Annotated in this window: 19 protein-coding genes; 5 read left to right on the top strand and 14 right to left on the bottom strand. The window is 36.5% G+C overall.

The annotated features are described in order from the left end of the window. The first annotated feature begins 37 nt into the window (after nt 1–37). From AC4BC3_RS06300 to AC4BC3_RS06290, 3 genes are all read left to right on the top strand, one after another. Nucleotides 38–1,462: an AcpB/EbpR/MafR family transcriptional regulator gene (locus tag AC4BC3_RS06300; RefSeq protein WP_490467264.1), complete on the top strand. Its 1,425-nt coding sequence runs from the start codon at nt 38–40 to the stop codon at nt 1,460–1,462. A 114-nt stretch (nt 1,463–1,576) separates the two neighbouring features. Beyond that, nucleotides 1,577–2,104: an HdeD family acid-resistance protein gene (locus AC4BC3_RS06295; protein ID WP_206907887.1), complete on the top strand. Its 528-nt coding sequence runs from the start codon at nt 1,577–1,579 to the stop codon at nt 2,102–2,104. Between the two features lie 97 nt (nt 2,105–2,201). Then, nucleotides 2,202–3,362: a cation:proton antiporter gene (locus AC4BC3_RS06290; RefSeq protein WP_206907885.1), complete on the top strand. Its 1,161-nt coding sequence runs from the start codon at nt 2,202–2,204 to the stop codon at nt 3,360–3,362. 77 nt (nt 3,363–3,439) lie between these two features. Here the strand turns inward: AC4BC3_RS06290 and AC4BC3_RS06285 are convergent, their stop codons facing one another. The 3 genes from AC4BC3_RS06285 to AC4BC3_RS06275 all read right to left on the bottom strand — a co-directional run bounded on the left by AC4BC3_RS06285 (nt 3,440) and on the right by AC4BC3_RS06275 (nt 6,668). Next, entirely contained in the window at nt 3,440–5,134 is a 1,695-nt protein-coding gene (locus AC4BC3_RS06285; RefSeq protein ID WP_490467295.1) for an ABC transporter ATP-binding protein, read from the bottom strand. 132 nt (nt 5,135–5,266) lie between these two features. Next, on the bottom strand, nt 5,267–6,019 hold the full coding sequence (locus AC4BC3_RS06280; protein WP_490467263.1) for a MarR family winged helix-turn-helix transcriptional regulator: 753 nt from the start codon (nt 6,017–6,019) through the stop codon (nt 5,267–5,269). A 211-nt stretch (nt 6,020–6,230) separates the two neighbouring features. After that, a complete protein-coding gene (locus AC4BC3_RS06275; protein WP_206907879.1) occupies nt 6,231–6,668 on the bottom strand; it encodes a MerR family transcriptional regulator in 438 nt (145 codons plus the stop codon). Between the two features lie 106 nt (nt 6,669–6,774). Here AC4BC3_RS06275 and AC4BC3_RS06270 point away from each other — a divergent pair, with 106 nt between their 5' ends. Then, nucleotides 6,775–7,800 carry an SDR family oxidoreductase gene (locus AC4BC3_RS06270; RefSeq protein WP_206907877.1) on the top strand — a complete coding sequence of 342 codons (1,026 nt, stop codon included), beginning with the start codon at nt 6,775–6,777 and terminating at the stop codon, nt 7,798–7,800. 463 nt (nt 7,801–8,263) lie between these two features. Here AC4BC3_RS06270 and pbp4 read toward each other — a convergent pair whose 3' ends face one another. The 7 genes from pbp4 to AC4BC3_RS06235 form a co-directional block, all read right to left on the bottom strand. Then, nucleotides 8,264–10,297, bottom strand: coding sequence for a penicillin-binding protein PBP4(5) (pbp4, locus tag AC4BC3_RS06265; protein ID WP_490467262.1), 2,034 nt, complete (start codon nt 10,295–10,297; stop codon nt 8,264–8,266). A 208-nt stretch (nt 10,298–10,505) separates the two neighbouring features. Further along, nucleotides 10,506–11,861: a PTS cellobiose transporter subunit IIC gene (gene celB / locus AC4BC3_RS06260; RefSeq protein ID WP_490467261.1), complete on the bottom strand. Its 1,356-nt coding sequence runs from the start codon at nt 11,859–11,861 to the stop codon at nt 10,506–10,508. 14 nt (nt 11,862–11,875) lie between these two features. Further along, nucleotides 11,876–12,202 carry a PTS sugar transporter subunit IIB gene (locus AC4BC3_RS06255; RefSeq protein ID WP_206907871.1) on the bottom strand — a complete coding sequence of 109 codons (327 nt, stop codon included), beginning with the start codon at nt 12,200–12,202 and terminating at the stop codon, nt 11,876–11,878. Nucleotides 12,203–12,232: 30 nt separating this feature from the next. Further along, a complete protein-coding gene (locus AC4BC3_RS06250; RefSeq protein ID WP_206907869.1) occupies nt 12,233–13,183 on the bottom strand; it encodes a glycosylasparaginase in 951 nt (316 codons plus the stop codon). Between the two features lie 412 nt (nt 13,184–13,595). Next, nucleotides 13,596–14,891, bottom strand: coding sequence for a M20 family metallopeptidase (locus AC4BC3_RS06245; protein WP_206907867.1), 1,296 nt, complete (start codon nt 14,889–14,891; stop codon nt 13,596–13,598). Between the two features lie 9 nt (nt 14,892–14,900). Next, on the bottom strand, nt 14,901–15,629 hold the full coding sequence (locus AC4BC3_RS06240; RefSeq protein WP_490467260.1) for a GntR family transcriptional regulator, LSA1692 subfamily: 729 nt from the start codon (nt 15,627–15,629) through the stop codon (nt 14,901–14,903). A gap of 136 nt (nt 15,630–15,765) precedes the next feature. Next, a complete protein-coding gene (locus AC4BC3_RS06235; protein WP_206907863.1) occupies nt 15,766–16,389 on the bottom strand; it encodes a PepSY domain-containing protein in 624 nt (207 codons plus the stop codon). 234 nt (nt 16,390–16,623) lie between these two features. Here AC4BC3_RS06235 and AC4BC3_RS06230 point away from each other — a divergent pair, with 234 nt between their 5' ends. Next, the gene (locus tag AC4BC3_RS06230) at nt 16,624–17,214 is read left to right on the top strand and encodes a histidine phosphatase family protein (RefSeq protein WP_206907861.1); all 591 of its coding nucleotides are present in this window, start codon (nt 16,624–16,626) and stop codon (nt 17,212–17,214) included. Between the two features lie 220 nt (nt 17,215–17,434). On the opposite strand, the gene AC4BC3_RS06225 is transcribed toward AC4BC3_RS06230, so the two are convergent. Genes AC4BC3_RS06225 through AC4BC3_RS06210 form a run of 4 tightly spaced genes read right to left on the bottom strand, consistent with a single transcriptional unit; the run spans nt 17,435 to nt 20,184 of the window. Beyond that, nucleotides 17,435–17,644 (bottom strand): DUF4649 family protein, encoded by a 210-nt coding sequence (locus AC4BC3_RS06225; RefSeq protein WP_490467259.1) that lies wholly within the window; start codon nt 17,642–17,644, stop codon nt 17,435–17,437. 51 nt (nt 17,645–17,695) lie between these two features. Continuing rightward, entirely contained in the window at nt 17,696–18,304 is a 609-nt protein-coding gene (locus AC4BC3_RS06220) for a flavin reductase family protein (RefSeq protein ID WP_490467258.1), read from the bottom strand. 12 nt (nt 18,305–18,316) lie between these two features. Further along, nucleotides 18,317–19,210: a VOC family protein gene (locus AC4BC3_RS06215; protein WP_490467257.1), complete on the bottom strand. Its 894-nt coding sequence runs from the start codon at nt 19,208–19,210 to the stop codon at nt 18,317–18,319. Between the two features lie 14 nt (nt 19,211–19,224). Further along, on the bottom strand, nt 19,225–20,184 hold the full coding sequence (locus tag AC4BC3_RS06210; RefSeq protein WP_490467256.1) for a ring-cleaving dioxygenase: 960 nt from the start codon (nt 20,182–20,184) through the stop codon (nt 19,225–19,227). Nucleotides 20,185–20,190 lie beyond the last annotated feature (6 nt).

Raw genomic sequence — 20,190 nt, 5'->3', positions numbered from 1 at the left:
TTGTTTCATTAAAGTAAAGGGTTGGGGAGGAAAAAGTATGATTAGGCTACTGGAAGAAAATTATAGGAAAATGGAAGAAATTATTAGAATATTATCCATTTCTGACGAGTGGATGACTAAAAAAGAACTTGCAAAATATATTGGAAGTTCTGAGTCTACGTTTATTCGTTATGTTGAAGAGATAAAACAGCGTTGGGGAAAAGCATTAACGATTCAAACCTCCCATAAACTTGGCTATCGGTTGGAGAGATTCAATGTCTCGGTTTATCTACAGATGCTAACGGATATGGCACAAACTTCAACGAATACCCAACTTTTGAATGAATTTATTCAAAATCCAGGAAATACAATTGAATATTATTGTGAGGCCATCAGTATCAGTCGCTCCTCCTTCGCCCGAAAGATAAAACAGTGTAATCAAGTATTAGAGAAATATTCACTGAAAATAGTTGTTGATCAAGGCTATCAATTGACAAGCACAGAAAGTGAATTATCATTACGGATTTTCGTCACCTTTTTCTTTTTGATTTATTATGGTCACTACGCACTGCCGTATCAAGCCGACAAGCAAGAAATGAAACAATTAATGCGTCGTAATCACTGCCAACTGAATATCATTAGTGGTGACAATAGTTACGAACACACTTTTTTTATTATGTATTTCATGGTTAGCTTGGAGCGAGAGAAGCAGGGATTTCTACTTTATCCAGAGCAACATTCTCCTGAGCATATGAAAATCAACCATGAAGATCATGACTATTTATGTCAGTATTTTTCCGGATTAGACATTGCTACGTATCAAGAAGTTCTTTATTATTTTCAAAAAGGGCCTTTCCAGCAGTTTTCTTATGAAGAAAAAAGGGATATCAGCGAAAAAATACGAATCAATCTAAAATTTAATTCTTTTTCACAAACAGAGAAGCTCACAGAAGATGCAGTCGATTTTATTGTGCATCTCTTGACTTGTCTTTATTTATTCTCTCAATTAATCCCATTTGATACGACGGAATTAACACAACGAGCAACCTTATTTGCAAGACATATTCACTTTACTCAACTCCATTTATATGCAAGACTTCAAGCAGAATTACACTTCTTTTCCGCCCTATTGGAAACCAATTTACTCAACCATTCTTCTTCTTACATTTTTTGGCTATTGAATGGTTATCCAGGAATCAATCAAAGTATTTCATCATCTAAAAAAATCTTAGTCGTCAGTGATATGGGAATCAATCATAGCCAATATATCGGTAATTATATCCATGCAACGCTTTCTTTACACAAAATTCGTTCAGATATGTTAGCTATCACAGAGGAAGAAATCGTTGACTATGATTTAAGCGTATTTGATTTGATCATTACCAATCAGCCTATTCCGCAAACTGACGTTCCAAGTGTTTTGATAAATGATGCTATCTTATTTTCAAATGAAAATGAATTGTTAGCGCTATTAAATTTTTAATCACTTTGTTATTTCTAAAATAAGGTATCTTATTTTTTTCTTGGCGAATACTAATCGGTTTTCTTGGCAAACTAACGACTTATGTTATAGAATAAAAGAAAAGGAGGTTTTCATATGATGGAAGGATTAAAAAGAAATTTTAAAACTTATGCTTTAGTCAGAGCTATTATTTATATCATTTTAGGCGTGCTGATTGTTATTAATCCAAGAGCTGTTTTTAATCTCATTGGTTATCTAATTACTGCTTATTTTTGCTTGTTAGGACTGTTTAATTTATTTGAAGATTATAAACGTAAAAAACAAGTCGGAAGTTGGGGCTTTGGCCTGTTTAGTGGAATCGTCTTTCTCATTTTGGCATTGGTTGTGTTGTTTTTTGCACCAGCTATTGCTTCGATTTTACCGGTTCTGTTAGGCTTGGCCATTATTTGTAATGGCGTTTTCCAATTGATAATGGGATTGAATATGAAGTCAACACCGTGGCTTATCTACAGTGTATTAATATTGATTGGCGGAATCGTTCTGCTATTCAACCCATTTGCTAGTTTGTTAGTGTTATTCCAGATTTTTGGTGTGATTTTGATCATTATGGGCGTGTCAGAAGCAATCAGTTTTTTCAAATTAAAAAAAATAACGATCAACTAATCTAAGTATTAATCGTATTGAAAAGAAATGGTTCGCCTGATTTTTTTGTCTAGCAGGCGTTCTGTTTTTTTTTATTCAAATGAAAGGAAATGATCAAATGGAATTTATTGGAACCCTATGTCTGATTTTGATTGCAACAACTCTTGGTTCACATCTTTCACGCCGTATTGGGATTCCTGCTGTAATTGGACAGTTATTAGTCGGCGTGATTTTAGGACAGGCAGGTTTAAATTGGGTACATCCCAACATCTTAGTGCATGATTTTTCAGAAATTGGTGTGATTTTGTTAATGTTTCTTGCAGGCTTAGAAAGTGATTTATCTTTACTTAAAAAGTATTTTAAGCCAGGTATGTTTGTAGCTTTATTGGGAATCCTATTTCCAGTAATTTTTGGTTGGCTCACAGGCGAGGCTTTTCACGTTCCGTTAAATGAAGCCTTGTTTTTTGGAATCATCCTTGCAGCAACTTCAGTAAGTATTTCAGTTGAGGTATTGAAGGAATTAAATGTGGTCAACACCAAAGAAGGATCGACGATTCTAGGGGCTTCTGTAGTGGATGATATTTTAGTCGTCTTAGTGCTAAGTTTAAGTCTTTCATTCTTAACTGGTGATACATCCAACCAAACACCTCTCCCATTGATTTTATTGGAGCAAGTGATTTATTTCGTATTTATTTTCTTGTTAGTTAAATGGATTGCCCCTTTATTGATGTCTTTTGCAGGAAAAATTTATGCGAATTCTGCTGTGATCATTGTTTCCTTAGTCATCTGTTTAGGTATGTCTTTTGTGGCAGACTTAGTTGGTCTTAGTTCAGTAATTGGCGCATTTTTTGCAGGAATCGCGGTCAGTCAAACAAAAGTTAAACAAGAAGTCTATCATAATGTCGAAGCGCTGGGTTATTCTATTTTTATCCCTGTTTTCTTTGTCAGTGTTGGTTTAGAGGTTGATTTTACTAATTTTGGAAGTCAATTGTTCTTCATTCTAGCCTTCACGATTATTGCAATCTTGACTAAACTGGTCGGTGGCTATCTTGGTGCAAAAGTGGCTGGTTTTTCTGGGAATAGTTCATTGATGGTCGGTGCGGGAATGATTTCGCGTGGCGAAATGGCTTTGATTATTTTACAAATAGGGCAACAAAGTAAGTTGATTGAAGCACAATATTATTCCCCACTAGTGATTATCATTTTACTGACGACTTTAGTTTCTCCATTGATTTTAAAATATTTTACGAGAAAGATTTATACTGTTAAAGCCAATTAGACTTAAATTAAAAGCAAACAAGGTAGAACAATATATTTTGTTCTACCTTGTTTCTTTACTATTATTTATGACAAAATTTAATTAACGATCTGTTCATTGACATACTCAGCATACAAACTATGGGAATGAATCAACTCGCTGTGAGTCCCATGTCCAGTAACCGTTCCTTTTTCAATGAAATAAATCTGATCTGCATCGACAATTGTTGATAAACGATGGGCAATGACTAAGGTTGTTCGACCTTTCATCAAATGATCTAATGCACGTTGGACTTTTTCTTCTGATTGTGAATCCAAGCTTGCAGTTGCTTCATCTAACATCAAAATTTGTGGGTTTCGTAAAAATGCACGGGCAATCGCAATTCGTTGTTTTTGACCACCCGATAATTTCACACCACGTTCTCCAATTTTGGTATCCAATTGTTCAGGGAAATCACGAACAAACTGATCAGCATACGCTAAACTTAACCCATGCCAAAGCTCGTCATCGTTTAATGTTCTACCCAAACCATATTGCAAATTATCTCGGATACTTCCAGCAAAAACTGCACTATCTTGTGATACATAGCCAATTTGTGAACGCCATTCATTCAAATCAAACGACTGAATATCTTGATTGCCAACAGTCAGTTTACCTGCTGTTGGTTGGTAAAAACGTTCAAGTAATGAGAAAATCGTTGACTTCCCGCCACCACTTGGTCCAGCAAAAGCGACCACTGTATTAGGTTTTGCATAAAATGAAATATCCTTTAGAATTGGATGATTTTCTTCATAGCTGAAAGAAATATTTTCTGCTTGGATTGTTTCTCCTGCAACATTGACAGCAACTTCACCGTTTTTTTCAATCTTCGTTTCCAAAATTTGTTGGATACGTTCAGTTGCCCCCATTGCTTTTTGCGCTTGAGAGAAAAACATCGCAAAGCTTGTCACAGGTGTGATGATATTAAATAGATACAAAAGGAATGCTACCAGTTCACCACTTGTTAACGTACCTGCTTGAACACGAACTGCGCCATATCCAAGAATCCCAACAAACAATCCAAGCATTGCTGTCATCATAATTGGTTGTAGAACAGCTTCGATTTTGGCATCTTTGACACCTAATACAAAAATCTTTTCGATAAACGTACGACCACTATTTTTTTCCGCTTCTTCCCCGTTACTTGATTTGATCAAACGGATTTCAGCAAGTTTTTCTGTAGCATCCGCATTAAAATCAGCAGTTGCTCCTTGTAGTTGGCGCCCAATTTTAGACATCATCTTACCAATTGGAATCATGATAATCATGACGATTGGTACTGCAACAAACATCAACATTGCCATCTTCCAATCCATAATGACCAAAATAATAACTGAGCCAACTAATTGGATTGCTCCTGTAATAAAGTTTGGAAATTGCGTCGTTACTAAATCTTTGATCACCGTTGTGTCATTTACTAAACGAGAGCTGCTTTCACCTGATTTATGTTCATCATAATAACTTACAGGTAAGTGAAGCAAATGTGCCCATAACTTTTCTCTTAGAGATTTAACAGAATCTTCACCAACATAACGAAGTAAAAAACCACCAATCGTTCCAAAACCAAGATAAACAGCAAATGCAACAAGTAGCACTGCGACCATTTTCCCGTCAATTTTTGATAATTCACTGGTATCAACCAGCCCCTTTGTTAACTGAGGTACTACCAAACTTGCGCCACTTGTCACTAAACTAAGTAAGATCCCAAATAAAAATAAACCTTTCTTTGAGCTTACACTGTTAATCAATTTCATAAAATCTTTGAATTTAAATGCTCCAGTAGATGCTGGTAGTTCTTCAGCAAATCTTGCGGGTTGTCCGCCGCCACCTCGTGCCATTTTCTTTTCCTCCTAATACCTAAAACTCATTCTAAAATTTTTGATAGTTTAAAAATCTTCCCATTCATCCTCATTGTTTCTATGAGAATCATCGTTGTTAAATGGTTGTTTTCCTCTGTTTGGACCACTTCGCCAGAAATCACGTCGAAAATCATGACCAAATCGGTTTGGAAAATCTTGTGGGAAATCTGGACGACCACCACGTTCACCAAATGGCGATTTTCGCATCATTCGTTTCATTTCGCGACGCATTTTTCGTAAATCCTCTGGTGATAAATTTTGCCAATCTCCACCGTATTCTTCAAATAGAGCTTCACGCATTTCTTGCATTGCTTGGAAACGATCTAATGGATCAATAAATTTTTCGGATTGACGATGAAATTCGCCACTCCAACCACTAGAAATTTTTTCTAACAAGTTACTGAAAGTTGTTTGTTCTTCTTCTGTTAAACCAGCAAAAAAGATTTCGCTTTGGTTTTCTTGCTTGAAGGACGCATTTTTCTCCGCTTTTTCTCTTCCTTGTTCTGTTAGATAAACACGTTTTGTTCGTTTATCATTTTCATCTTCTTCGCGAGTAATATCCCCACTTTTTTCCATTTTCTTCATTAGTTCCGCCAACGAGCTTGGTCGTAAATCTAAAACTTCAGCAAGGTAGCTTTGGACTAATCCATCCTCTAGTCGTAAAATTGACAATACTCGTTGCTGTCCAGTAAACTTTTGCTTTTTTTGACTCATAAAAGCATTACTTGCTTCACTAATAAAACGTAGTTGTTTCATCAAACGTTCAGATAATTCACTCATTTTCAAAATCCCTTTCTTTTAGTTCGGTACCGAACTTTATTTCGTCACTCATTATAGTTCGGCACCGAACTATTTGTCAACTATTTTTTATTAATTATTTAATGTAAAAATCAACTAGCTTGTCTTACAAAATTATTTTCTTTTCCAACTAAATTTTTTTGCAAAAAAATAAACCTCGCCAAACGACGAAGTTTATTACACTTTTTTAGTTTCATTCCACATAAGGATTCATTAAACCATTCTTTTCTTTTTCAGCAATTGCATAGCTTACTTCTAAAGCAACTTGTTTTTTCGCATCCTCCGAACTATACATACCAATCTTGTAGTCGATTTCTTGTAAACTTTCTTCGATTTTTTTCTGTCTTTCTAATACTTCTTGTCGGTGACTCAACAAAAGTTTCTTTCGTAAATCAACCGTTTCAGGACCAGCCATGACAAATTCAATGTACTGTCGAATATCACTTATTTTCATTCCTGTTTCTTTTAGACAGCAAATTGTATGAATCAGTTTTAAGTCACCCTCTGTAAATTCACGGTAACCTGCGTCATTTCTTGCTACAAAAGGAAGCAGACCTTGCTTGTCGTAGAATCGTAATGTGTAAATAGATAGCCCGACTTTTTGAGAGACTTCTTTGATTGAGTAACTCATTTTTTCACCTTTTTTCTTTTTTCCTTGCCCTAGAGTATGCTCTAGGGTCTAGTATAAGTAGCATAAACAAATGAATCAAAAAAAGCAACTGATAGGAGATAGAAAAATGACAGATAAAGTATTAGTTACAGGTGGAAATGGCTATTTAGGTATGCAAATTATTTTAGCTCTTTTGAATCAAGGGTATGAAGTTCGCGCAACATTAAGATCCCTCACTAAACAAGCAGATGTTTGGGAAACGTTAAGGAATAATCAGGTGGAAAATAGTGAAAAACTAAGTTTTATCCAAGCTGATTTGGCTAAAGATGAAGGTTGGGAGGAAGCAATGGCTGGTATCACCTATGTCTTGAGTGTTGCTTCACCTCTTTTCGATGCCAAAAATAAAGATTTGACTATTAGCCAGCAATCAGAGGAAGGAACACTACGAATTTTAAAAGCTGCCGCGCGAGCAAAAGTAAAACGTGTTGTCATGACAGCAAATTTTGGAGCAGTAGGTTTTAGTAACAAAGACCGATCCTCACTCACAACGGAAGCAAATTGGACGAATCCCGATGAAAAAGGCTTGTCTGCTTATGAAAAATCCAAGTTGTTGGCTGAAAAAGCAGCATGGAAATTTATTGAAGATTCAAACACGTCATTAGAATTAACTACCATCAATCCAGTTGCAATTATGGGTGCTTCTCTTAATGAACATGTTTCTGGTAGTTTCGTATTATTAAACAGCCTGTTCAATGGTTCACCGATGCCCAACCTTCCTTTAAACCTTGTTAATGTCCGTGATGTCGCTGATTTGCACGTTCGAGCAATGACACATCCACAGGCAAAAAATCAACGGTTTATCGCTACTGAGGATGGCCAAATCTCAATGGCTGAAATCATTGCGCTTATCAAAAAGAAACGACCAGAACTGGCAAAAAAAATGAAACTCAATCATCTTTTACCCAACACCTTTGTTAAGTTAGGTGCCCTGTTCAATGCTTCCGCGCAAGAAGGCAAGCTAATGCTTGAAATCAATCGTAACGTTAGTAATCAAAAGGCAAAAGATCTCTTAGGTTGGCAACCACTTAGCAATAACGAAGAAACCATTTTAGAAAGTCTTGATACGCTTGAAAAGTATCATTTGATTGGCTGATTGATAGATTTGAGAGAATGATTATTAAGTAAAAAGCATTTTCTTTGAGACACTTTTCAAGTTTTTAATGATTTTTGAATGTCCGGAAAAGGTATCAATTTCCATTTATCGTTTCAGTAAGCTTAAGATTAAGGTTTAATAACGTTTAACTAGATGATTCAACGTAGGTTTCACCAACAAAAAGGAGGTATGACAAGACTTTTGTCATACCTCCTTTCGTTGAATAGGCAGTCTTCCCAAAGCAACTACTTCAGCAACAAGCTCTTCTTTGATAAAAACATGAGGAACTATTTTTAGAAAGAAAATCTTATTGCTTGAAGCTGAACGTCTTGCGCCACAACCTTTCCCTCGTTGTTCCCAAAATAACTCCTCGATAGGACTTGCATTCCCTTCAAAATATGAAGGGCTATCATGAGTGACTGCTTGTTATATTGTCGGAGTTAAGTATTTTGCGCTACAACCTTTATTGATAAGTTGCATTTAGATAGTTTACTAATTCTGGTGCTCGTTTTGTTGCAGAATCATCTTCTTTTTTATCCTCTAACATACTTACCATGAGATAGCCTTGATTAGTTGGATTTGTAGCAAATAAGAAGCTATTCTCTTGTCCTTTTTCATCTTGCTTTTCTTTGATTTCCGCTGTACCTGTTTTTGCTGCTATAGGAATACCTAAGCTAGCCAGAGAATGTGCAGTCCCATTAGGATCAGTTACAACAGCTTCTAAGTCTGGCAAGATTGTTTGAACAGCAGCGTCACTAATCACATCATCTTTGGTTTTTGTTTTCGCATCTACAACTAGCTTAGGATAGATAAGCTTTCCATTGTTAGCAAAAACGGAATACATCGTCGCTTGTTGGATTGGTGTAATCAATAATTCTCCTTGGCCATAGCCAGTATCTGCTAACAAAATTTCTGATTTAAAGCTATCTTCATTAGAAATCTGTGCAGGATTCATACTAATAGGTAAATCCAACTCTTCGCCAAAAATGAACTTGTCTAAGCCTGAGCGAAATGCTTTTTCCCCCATTTTCAATGTTTGCTGTGCCATATAAATATTATCAGAGTAAACCAACGCATTTCGTAAATCAACTTGTGCCACATCACTTACCCGCGTAACTTCGTAAGAGCCCCAAGAAGAATCTTTTTGCCATTTTAATCCATCAATAGTTAGATTTTCTTCAGGATTTAGTGTGCCATTGTCCAAGCCAATTGCTGCAGTGATCATTTTAAATGTAGAACCTGGTGCATAGCCAGTAGCAAAACGGCTGATAAATGGTTGGTTTTTATCATCGGCATATGCTTGGTAGTCCTTTTCAGAGATGCCATTAGTCATTTTGTTGGGATCGTAACTTGGTGAACTTGCTAAAACGAGTAAATCACCTGTTTTTGGTGTAGTAGCCACAGTTGAGCCAGCTTCTCCACCTAATTCATCATAAGCAATCTTTTGAGCTTTTGCATCAATTGTCAATTTTATTGATTCACCATTTTTAACTTTTTGTTCTTGAAGTACATTTTTTTCATTGCCATTTTCGTCTGTGATAACTAATTTTCCACCGTTAGTTCCACGTAACTCTTTGTCAAAAGCCATTTCCAGACCAGAACGTCCAATTTTTCCTACGCTACTTAATTTTGGATTCTTTTCAATATCTTCGGCAGTAATATCTCCTACATAACCAATTAATTGTGCAGCGGCTTCACTTAAAGGATAGTATCGCCCAGTTACTTCTTGAATTGTTGCACCCGCAGGTAATTCTGGGGTTTCCCCGTCAATTATTTTGAGTGGAACAAAATAATCTGGTTGAACCCAGCTCTGTGAGATGGCTTGATTGATTGTGTCTTCTGTCAATTGTGTTCGCTCAGCAAGGGTTTTGATATTGGCATTTTTTTCTTCGCCTTCGCCTAACTTACTTGGCACGACACCTAGTTGCTTCAACTGACCATTAGTTGCTAATCCTTCGCCATTTCGATCTAGTATCTCACCACGAGTTGCCTCTTGAGTGATCAAACTAACTTTGTCCCCATTTTCCATAGTAGGAAAAATTAAATTGGGTTGCCAATTGATTTTGGGTCCATCTTTTTCGCGAATTAGCGTTCCTTCAAAATTTAGGTCGTTTAGTTCGCCCAGAGCTGTACTCATTTTAGCTGTATAAGAAAAAGTATATGTATCCTTTTTCTTTTTTTCGACAGTTAAATCCGATACAGTATATCCTTTTATATCGACAGCATCATAGATATTTTGATACTTTTCTAAAATTTCTTGAGTCGTCCATTCCGATTTTTTCGTGGTTGGTACTAATAAGGTCGTTGCTTTTTTGTAATCGCCTTTATCAAGTGCCTTCACAAATTGTTTAATCGTTGTTTTCGCTTCGTTAACAGTTTTGGTTTCTTGAGAATGTTGATAATAAAAAAAACCTCCACCAGCTATTGCTACAACAGCTGTGGCACCTAGAATATATGGAATAAAGCTTTTTCGTTTTTTCTGGTCGCTTCTTTTCATTTGAATCCTCCAATTTTTGTTTCATCACTTCTATTCACTTCATCAGTCATTAAAACACTTCTATTATATCCAACTATTGCCTAGGTTGCTATCTTAAAATTCTTTAAAATTTGTTGTTTTTCTGTTTATGTACCGCTTCTTTTCCAATAAATAAAAACCAACAAGACAAAAATCATCACTGCCTTGCTGGTTCTTTTTAGTTAAAAAGTTAAATGTCATCAAAATCAAAATCATCTAAGTTGATTTCATCAAGTTCTTCTTCTTTGGTTTTCATCTCTTCTCGAAGATATTGGACATCCATTACTTTGATAAACGGATAATAAATTGCCATTCCTAAAATAAATAAAATTCCTTGTAACACAGCACCTTGCCATCCACTAACTAAAAATCCAGAAATGATTGGTGGAGTTGTCCATGGCAACTGAATACCATTTGTATAAGGAACCAATCCGATATTCATTGAAAAGTAGGCAATAATGATATTGATTGTTGGAACTAAAGCGAAAGGAACTAATAAAATGGGATTCAAAACGATCGGTAATCCAAAAATAACTGGCTCGTTAATTCCAAAAATTCCAGGAATTAAAGATAACTGCGATAACTTTTTGATTCGTTGACTTTTACAGAAAAGAACCATTACCACAATTAATGACAAAGTTGAACCTGCACCACCAAAAGTCGCGAACATATCTTGGAATTGTCCAGTAATGATATTCGGAATTTCATGTCCATCTTTGAATGCTTGAAGATTTTCGACGGATAACGCTCGGAGGACTGGGTTGAATACAGCCCCAACGACACTGCTTCCATTGATTCCAAAAAACCAAAAGAAATGCAAGAACAGATATGCGATAACCATAGCCCCTAACGTATTTCCTAAGCTTAATAATGGCGTTTGTAAAAACGTGAAGATAACATCTTGTAGATTGCCGTAAGAAGTCAACGAAACGAGCCAGTTGACCAAAAACATCATCGTCACTACGACAAAACTTGGAATAAGTGCTTCAAATGATTTCACTACAGTAGGTGGTACACCATCAGGCATCTTGATTGTCCAACCTTTGCGCACCATTGCAACAAACAAACGAGTAGAGATCAACGCAACAATCATTCCAAGGAATAAACCGCTAGAACCCATCCACTTAAGAGGTAAGCTAGTTACTTCGTAAACAGTGGTGATTCCTTCGGGTGTAAACAATGTCTGATACGGCGTTAAAATAAAGAAAGAAACCAATGCGATAATCCCTGACTGCATTGCGTCAACATGAAATTGTTTCCCTAAACTGTAGGCAATTCCGACTACAGCTAAAATGGTCATAACATCGAAACTCGCGCTGGCAGGTACAGACATCATTGACTCCCAGTTGTCACCAAGCAAGGCAGACATCCATTCGTTCCACTGGGGCAGAGGAAAATTAGCAATCAAAAGAAAGACAGAGCCGACGATCAATAAAGGCGTTGACAATAGGAATCCATCACGAATAGCAACTAAATATTTATTTTCACCAATGACTTTGGCTAAAGGAGTTAATACTTTTTCCAGCCAATTCAAAAATTTTTGCATAGTTGTCCTCCACGTTATTGTTTATTTTTCTTGATCAATTTAAGTGCTTCTTTCAACGCACCTTCGCCGTCCATCATGCCATAGATTTCGGGAGAGATTGCAGCAACTGGAATATTTTGTGGTGAAAACTGTGTCCGAACTTTTTCGAGCAAAAAGCGCACTTGAGGCCCCAATAAAATCGCAATCGGTTTTTCTTGATCAACGACTTCTTGTGCTCTAGCAACTGGAAATGCAGTAATTTCTAACGGCATCTGATGTGCTTGGACAACTTCCATCATTTTATTGACCATAATACTTGTGGACATGCCAGCATCACAAAACAAATAAATTTTTTTCTTCATTTGATTCACTCCTTAACTTATTTTTTATTTTTAATCAATTGGTGCTTTGATTCTTTTCTCATAGGCTTCCAGCCATTCCTTCGTGATAGGTTCAATCAACGTTGTCTGATCTTTCCCTGGATTGGCAAGGAAAATTTGCGGTGCTTGTGTTTGTGTACCAACACTAAAGGTAAATTCAACATTGGTGGCGACCCCCCACTCTCCTGCTGTATTCATTGCAATGAGTGAAAATGCACCAGCTTTTCCATAGCGTTCTTTGAGTTTTGTTTCAAAAGAATAGACTGCCTGGTCACAGGCATCTTGAGGACTAACGCCACTACCCATCAATCGAACAATTTCATAAGACAAACAACCTTTCATCAAATCTTCGCCTAATCCAGTTGCAGCTGCTCCACCAATCGTACTGTCTACATAAAAGCCTGAACCAGAAAGCGGTGAATCTCCGACACGTCCGGGCTTTTTCATGAATAACCCCGAGCTGGAAGTCCCTGCTGCCATCGACCCGTAGTTGTCTAATGTGATGGCTCCGACCGTATCATGACCATCATAAGGATTTAGCTGTTTTTCTTGGATTTCTTTTAACCGCTTTTCCCAAATTTTATGCGCACGAGGTGTTAACATATTTTTTCGCTCAAAATCATGTAACATCGAGTATTGTGTTGCACCATTTCCAACTAAAAAACTGTTGAATTTTTCCTCACTTAAACGTCTAGCCACCGTAATTGGATTTTTAACATCGGTTATTCCAGCGACAGCACCGATTTTAAAAGAGTCACCGTCCATAAAAGCGGCATCCATTTCTAAAATACCTTGAGCATTTGGTAACCCACCATAACCTACTGATTTATAATACGGGTAATCCTCCACGGTTTTAATCAGTGCTTCTACCGCATCGCCCGCTCGTTCATTTTTTTCTAAAATTCGTAGTGCTTCAACGACACCATCATGTGCCATTCGCCAAGTAGCAATCGCACCTCGCATCCTATTCACCCTTTCCATTTCGTTTTAACTAATGCGCTTTCATAAAAACATTATAATTAGTATATACTATTTTGTATATACCGAAAGAATCAAAAAGTTGACTTTCTCATAAAAAAACAATCAAGCTCTCATTTCTGTAAGAAAAGAGGTCGCAGCTCCAAGCGCTTAACTTCAAGCAATAAGGACACGTTTCTAAAAATAGATTCTCAAATTTTTATAAAATTTAGGCTTACTTGAAAGGAACTACTGCTTAAACACTGTTTATTTGAAAAAAAAGAAGAGAAAAACTAAAAATCTAGTCACCTTAGTCTATTTTCAATTTTAAAACCGCCTAAAATCACCGTTTTTTAGAAACGAGTTTTAGGCGGTTTATCTATTTGGGAAACTTTTGTTCTAGATTCTTTTTGGCTTCTTATTCGGTCAAAGCGATGATTGCCCGCATATAAATTTCCAGATTTAGCAATAAATCACTTTCATCCATATACTCATCTTGATTATGCGCAATCCCTTTTTGTCCTGGAAATGAAGGTCCGAATGCAACGGTATTCGGCATGAATCTGGCGTAAGTTGCACCAGTGGTCGTTACAGGCGCTCCATCTTCTTTCGTTACATCTTCATAAACCGCAGTCAACTTTTGGACAAACGGATCATTTTTAGGAAACAAACTACTTTTGATTCGGCGCACAACTTTCATTGTACTATTTTTTGGTAACTGACTAAGGAGCATTTCGGTAACTTCTTCTTCAGTTATAGAAACAGGATAACGAATAGCAATTGATAAGATCAACCCAGTTTCTGTTTTCAGCAATTCATAGGGTGTCAAAATCAGTTTGCCACTGTCTTCGTCTTCAAAATTTAACGCTAATCCTTCCCCATTGTGTTGATTTGCAAGAGAATTTGCTATCCAAGAAAAATAATTCTGCAATTCTCCCGTTACTAATTGGTCTTTTATGATTTTTTCGGCTATTAAAGTAATGGCATTTTCACCTAACTCTGGTGCATTAGAAGGTGCACGTTTTCCGCTTACCGTTATTTTTTCTTGATTAATTGTGATAGATAGTTGGTCAGGTACATGATCTTTTGCTTGGTCACCGTCAAAATTTCCTAGTTGATTTAATTCCTGCGTATCAAAAGTGGTCAAAATTTGATAGTTGACGATTCCGCGTTCTCCATACACAACAGGATATTTGCAATCAGGCGTGAAACCAACTATCGGTGGCTTTTCTTGGCTCAAATACATAGGAATATCAGAACTACCACTTTCTTCATCTGTTCCAAAAAGGATTCGAATCGTTTTTTTAGGGACAAATCCAGCCTCTTTTAATAACTTCATACCATACAGACATGCGATGATAGGACCTTTGTTATCTAAGATACCACGTGCATAAAAACGCCCAGCTTTTTTTGTCAACTGATAGGGTGGAAATGACCAACCAGCACCTTCTGGAACAACATCCAAATGTCCGATAATTCCAATATACTCAGAATCGTTTCCCCATTGTGCATACCCAACCGCATCTTTGACATTCATTGTTTTGAAACCATAGCTTTCAGACAAAGACAGGGCTTTTTCAAGCGCTTCTTTTGGCCCTCGACCAAATGGTGCATTTTTTTCGGGTGTGCCCTTCACACTTTTGATTTGTATTACTTCATTTAGATCTTGATAAAACTGTTCCTTGTTTGCTTCAATTAACTGGTGAATATTCATAATGACCTCCTATTGGCTATAACGAGTTAATGTATTTTTAAATGTATAACGGTCTGCTCGATAATATGAAATGTCATAAAAAATAGGTTCTGCATCAATTGCATAGGTGACAGACTGGACTCTTAATAAAGGATTACCAACAGAAACATCTAGTAAATCGGCCATTTCCTCCTCCACTAAAATCGCTTCGACTTCTTGATGAGAATAAGCGATTTCGACTTGCTTTTCTAATAGCTCAAATAACGAACCACTAAAGTCTTCAATCGTAAAATCTGCAACGAAGCTTTCTGCTAAATAAATTTTTTCGACAGTCATCGGTTCCCCGTCAAGTAAACGTCTTCGAATCAATTCGTAAATGGTTGTGTCAGGAGTTAACTGCAGGGCGTGACGAATTTTTTCGTTGTCTTTGAGTAATTTTCGAAAAGAAATAACTTCTGTTTTGCTCGTCTTTCCATATGATTTAGCTGCTTCAGTAAATCCTTGGAGACCTGCACGGCCACTTTGGATTTTTTGCTGAGACATCACATAACTGCCTTTACCTGGTCGTTTTACTAACACGTTTTTTTGAATTAACAGATCAATTGCCTTTCGAATGGTCAAACGACTGCATTGAAATTCTTTGGCTAAATCATATTCTGAAGGTAATTTTTGTGAACTGACATAGATCCCCTCTTCAATTCGTTGTTCGATTTTTGAAGCGACTTGCGTAAATTTGTTTTTGGTTTCTTTGTCCACCATAAAAATAGTCTAAGCTCCTTTAATTTTGACTGAATTTTTACAAAAAAAAGATATAGTATATACTCCACGGTATATACTATATCTTATGGACAAGAATTTCAATTATTTTGAGAGCGTTTTTTTTCGAAAAAACATTTTAGTCATCTACTTCTGTTTCTAAAATTTCACCTGTCTGAGCATTCATTTTGACGGTTGTTTCTTGCTGATTGTTTTCAACAGTAACTTCCCAAAAAGTAATTCCAAGATCTTTATCTAGATCCCAATCTGTAGCTGTTCCACCACCGACTTGCTGGACAGCAATCTCAGCAGCTTTTTCGATACTTAACAAGTTTTGAATGTCGATTTTATCTTCTCTTCGTTTCACGCCATTCTGCTCATCCCTATCAAGTTGTTCTTCTCGTTCTTTCTCCACCTTTTTCGTGACACCATCCACTTTGATTTCAAACTCAGTAGTATCATTGACTCCTTCAATCTTGTAATAATAGGCACCGAATGATGTATCTAGTTCAAGAGAGGTAATGTCACTATCAGGATAAGTATCTTGATAAGCTTTGATTGCCTCTTCAACTGAAACACGTAAATCACCTTTAATCGATTTTCCTGTTGTGCTCGAGGAAGCACTACTATCTCTCACTGTTTGTGTTTTGCTTGTCTGTGTGTTCGATTGATTTTGGGGCTGATTCTGGTTCTCATTACTTTGGCACCCTGCCAATAATCCAAGTGTGCCGATAGCAATGCTTAAATAAGCAATTTTTTTCATTTTTTAACTCCTTTTAGTCTAAATTCAAGTAAAAGTAAAAAGTCGACAGCTGAATAGAGTCATTCATCCATGAACTTTTCAGACTATCAAATTTATTATAACGGAAAATTGGATAAAGGTCAGAATTTTTAGAATAAACAGTTGACTTAGAGTGCACTCAAACCTGTATGATTTAATTAAAGACAGAAGGAAACGCTGCAATTAGCAAAATTTTAAGTAAAGAAGGAATGAAAAATGACAAAAAAATTATATCTAATGCGACACGGAGAAACGTTATTCAACCAACTAAAAAGAATCCAAGGTTGGAGCGATTCACCACTAACGGCGAAAGGTATTGCTCAAGCAAAAATAGCTGGTAATTATTTTTCTGACAATCAAATCACCTTAGATCATGCTTATACTTCCACTTCAGAAAGAGCCATTGATACGGTAGAACAAGTTACCACGCTTCCTTATCAGCGAGTAAAAGGATTAAAAGAATGGAATTTTGGTGTCTTTGAAGGCGAAAGCGAGTCGCTCAACCCTCCTCATAAACTAGGAGAAACTTCATATGGTGACTTTTTTGTCCCTTTTGGTGGAGAAAGCAGTCAAGAGTTACAAGAAAGGATGGTCGATACACTGACTGAAATCATGGAAAAACCTGACCATCAAGAAGTGTTAGCCGTTAGTCATGGTGGCTCTTTGTATCTGTTTCTTCAAAAATGGCTTTCTTTTCCTGAAGTAAAGAAGGTTCAATTTTCAAATTGTTGTATTCTTGTTTTTTCTTATTCAGATAAGGAATTTCAATTTTTAGAGTCAATCAATCATGACTTTAGTGAGTTATAAAAATGCACAGAAAAAAAGAAAAATATCCGTAAGTCCTTCATGTTTTTTTGTGCTATTTCAATGACTTTTGCTTCTATTTCTTTAACGACCTGAACAGAAAAAGAGGGACTGTGACAAATCATTTGTCACAGTCCCTCTTTTCATAAAAATCTTAGGAAGCTAGTTTTTGAAAAATTTCTTATTGTTTGAAGCGAAACGTTTAGAGCGCCAACCTCACCTTTTATTTTTGATTCAATTGATTAAATAAGCCACCAATTGTTTGATCTTTCAACTCGATTACTTGACCATCCAACATCGCTTCTACCACGTGGTAGTAATCTTGTAAAGGTGGTACTTCTAGATATTGATCATGCAAGAAAGCTGCTGGATCAGCATATTCTTTCGTCATTTTATTGGCATCGACCGCAGTTTTATAAGTAATTTTTAACATCATAAACCCCTCTAATCTATATAATTAATTCTTCTCTCTTCCCACTTGAAATCAATCAGGGCGAACTAAGGTAAAGATCTCTCCTATTTTAGCATAATTATTGCCGGCTAAACGGCTAACAGGTTTTAACTTTTCGATTAAGATACGCCCCTCATCATAGACTGACTCATCCACTTGATAGTGCTTGATTTTTAATAAAAGTAAGTCTGCAGTGATCTGCTCCTTTTCTTTGATTTCGATATGTTGATAGAGCTCTGTTTCAAAACGAATTTTCGATTCTCTGAGAACAGGTGCTCCAACTGTTTGGGCATCATCTATCGAAAAAGTTGTTCGTGATAATTCACTTTCTTCTTTTGGTAATGTTGCCGCAGTTTGATTTCCATCGACAACGTTATCTTCATCTAAAATATGGATGACAGCTTCTTTTGTAGTTAATAGATTGGCGGCTGTATCTTTTAGTTTGCTCGTTTTTCGCTGAATCGCTAGTGAAACAATTGGCGGGTTTGAGCTGACGATAGAAAAATAGCTGAACGGTGCAACATTTACACTTCCGTTTTTAGAACGCGTAGTTACTAAAGCTACTGGCCGAGGAACGATTGAACCAATCAGTAATTTATAATTTTCTCTTTCAGTTAACTCTAAAGGTGACTTTTGGATCATTTCATTCTCCTTTTATAACACATTTAATTTGGGTAGCCGTTTTAAAATCTCTGATTTTTGTGATAAAAATTTATCGGGCAACATGAATTCTTCCCCAAGTGTTTCCAGCTGTTCATCGACTGTAAAGCCTAGTGTCCCAGTTGCTAGTTCCAACCAAACATTTCCATGTTCTTGTAAATAGATTGATTGGAAATATTTTCGATCTTTGATTTTTGTCACAACGTATTTTGCTTCTTGCAATCTTGTTTTCCAATCTGGTAATGAATCATCTTCGACTAAAAATGCGATATGGTGAACCGTTCCTGGACCAAATCTACCAGGAGCCAAAGTTTCTTTAGGAACAATTAGTTGTTGTTCATTATCTTCACCAAAAATAAGATGGTAGCCAAAAGCTGATTTACGTACTAAAGTCATGCCCAATCCTTCAGTCAATAACTGAACGGTTGCTTGGGGATTTGCAGAAAGTAGTACCCCACCATACAAGCTAAGAATCGCTGGTGTTTCCGAAGTTATTTGACTTTCAACAAAAGCTATCGTCAAACCATCTGGGTCATTGAATTCAATTGTTGGTTGTCCAAATAAATCTGTTTGTTGCGTAGTAATTGAAAAGTCTTCTAGACGACTAAGCCAATAACGCATACTTCCTAGTTGTATTTGAAAAGCCATCGTTCCCACTTGTCCACTTCCTACTCTGCCTATTGTTTCATATTTCCAAGAAAAGAAAGTGATAATTGTACCGACCTCTGCTTCATGATTTCCAAAGTAAAGATGGTAACTATCTGGATCATCAAAATTAACAGTTTGTTTCACTAATCGGAGGCCCAGAATATCACGATAAAAGTGAAGTGTTTGATCTAAATCTGCAACAGTTGCAGAAAAATGATGAATTTTATTCAGTGGCTGCATGGAATTCTCCTTTGTTAACGCTTTGTATCAAAAGGTTTAATCGCGCTTTCGATTGATGAACGTTGATTTTCTAAAAATGGTGGTAATGATAAGCTTTCTCCTAAAGTTTCATAAGGTTCATCTTCCATAAATCCTGGCTCATCCGTTGCAAATTCAACTAAAATGTGTCCCAAGCGAACATATAGCGATTCAAAATAATAGCGGTTAACATAACCAGAATTTGGTAACCCTAGGTCGTCAAAAATCTTTTGCCAAACTTTCAAAGAACTACGATCAGCTAAACGGAATGCGACATGGTGAACTTCGCCAAAGCCTTGTTGTCCCTGAGAGCTAGTAGTATCTTCTACTAAAATAACTTGTGCCCCATTCCCTCCTTCGCCGATTTCTAACAAATGACGATTACCGTCAACGGCGATTTCCTTAAAGGTTAAAATATTTTCGAAAAGTGCACGAAAATCATCAAAGTAAGAAATTGTGATTTCGACAGGACCTAAACCGTAAATAGCAAACTCAGTTGGAACTGGTCCATTCTTCCAAGGTGTACCGGGGCGAACACCTTTGTTCTTTTCATCGGAAATTAATTGATAAGCTTGCTCATCTTCATCCCAAAAACGTAAAATCTTCTTACCAAAAAGTTCAGAAATTTCTTCATGTTTTACAGAAAATTCATCAAAACGCTGTAGATAATATTCTAATGCTGCATCAGTGGGAACACGAAAACCAATTCTTGAAATCGAATTCGTTCCCTTCTTCCCTTTTGGATTATTAGGGAAGTCAAAAAATGTCATAGTTGTTCCAGGTGTACCATAATCATCAGCATAATACGTGTGGTAGGTTTGGATGTCATCTTGGTTTACTGTTTTTTTCACCAGACGCATCCCCAAAATATCAGTAAAGAAACGGTAATTTTTCTTAATATCACTTGTCATTGCAGTTACGTGATGAATTCCTAAAGGTTTATCTTGTATATTCATTTTAAA

Source organism: Enterococcus sp. AAFC-DPL-6103 (genome assembly GCF_058216595.1).
Note: the sequence above shows the minus strand (reverse complement) of the source record. Positions and strands in the feature narration are given on the sequence as shown.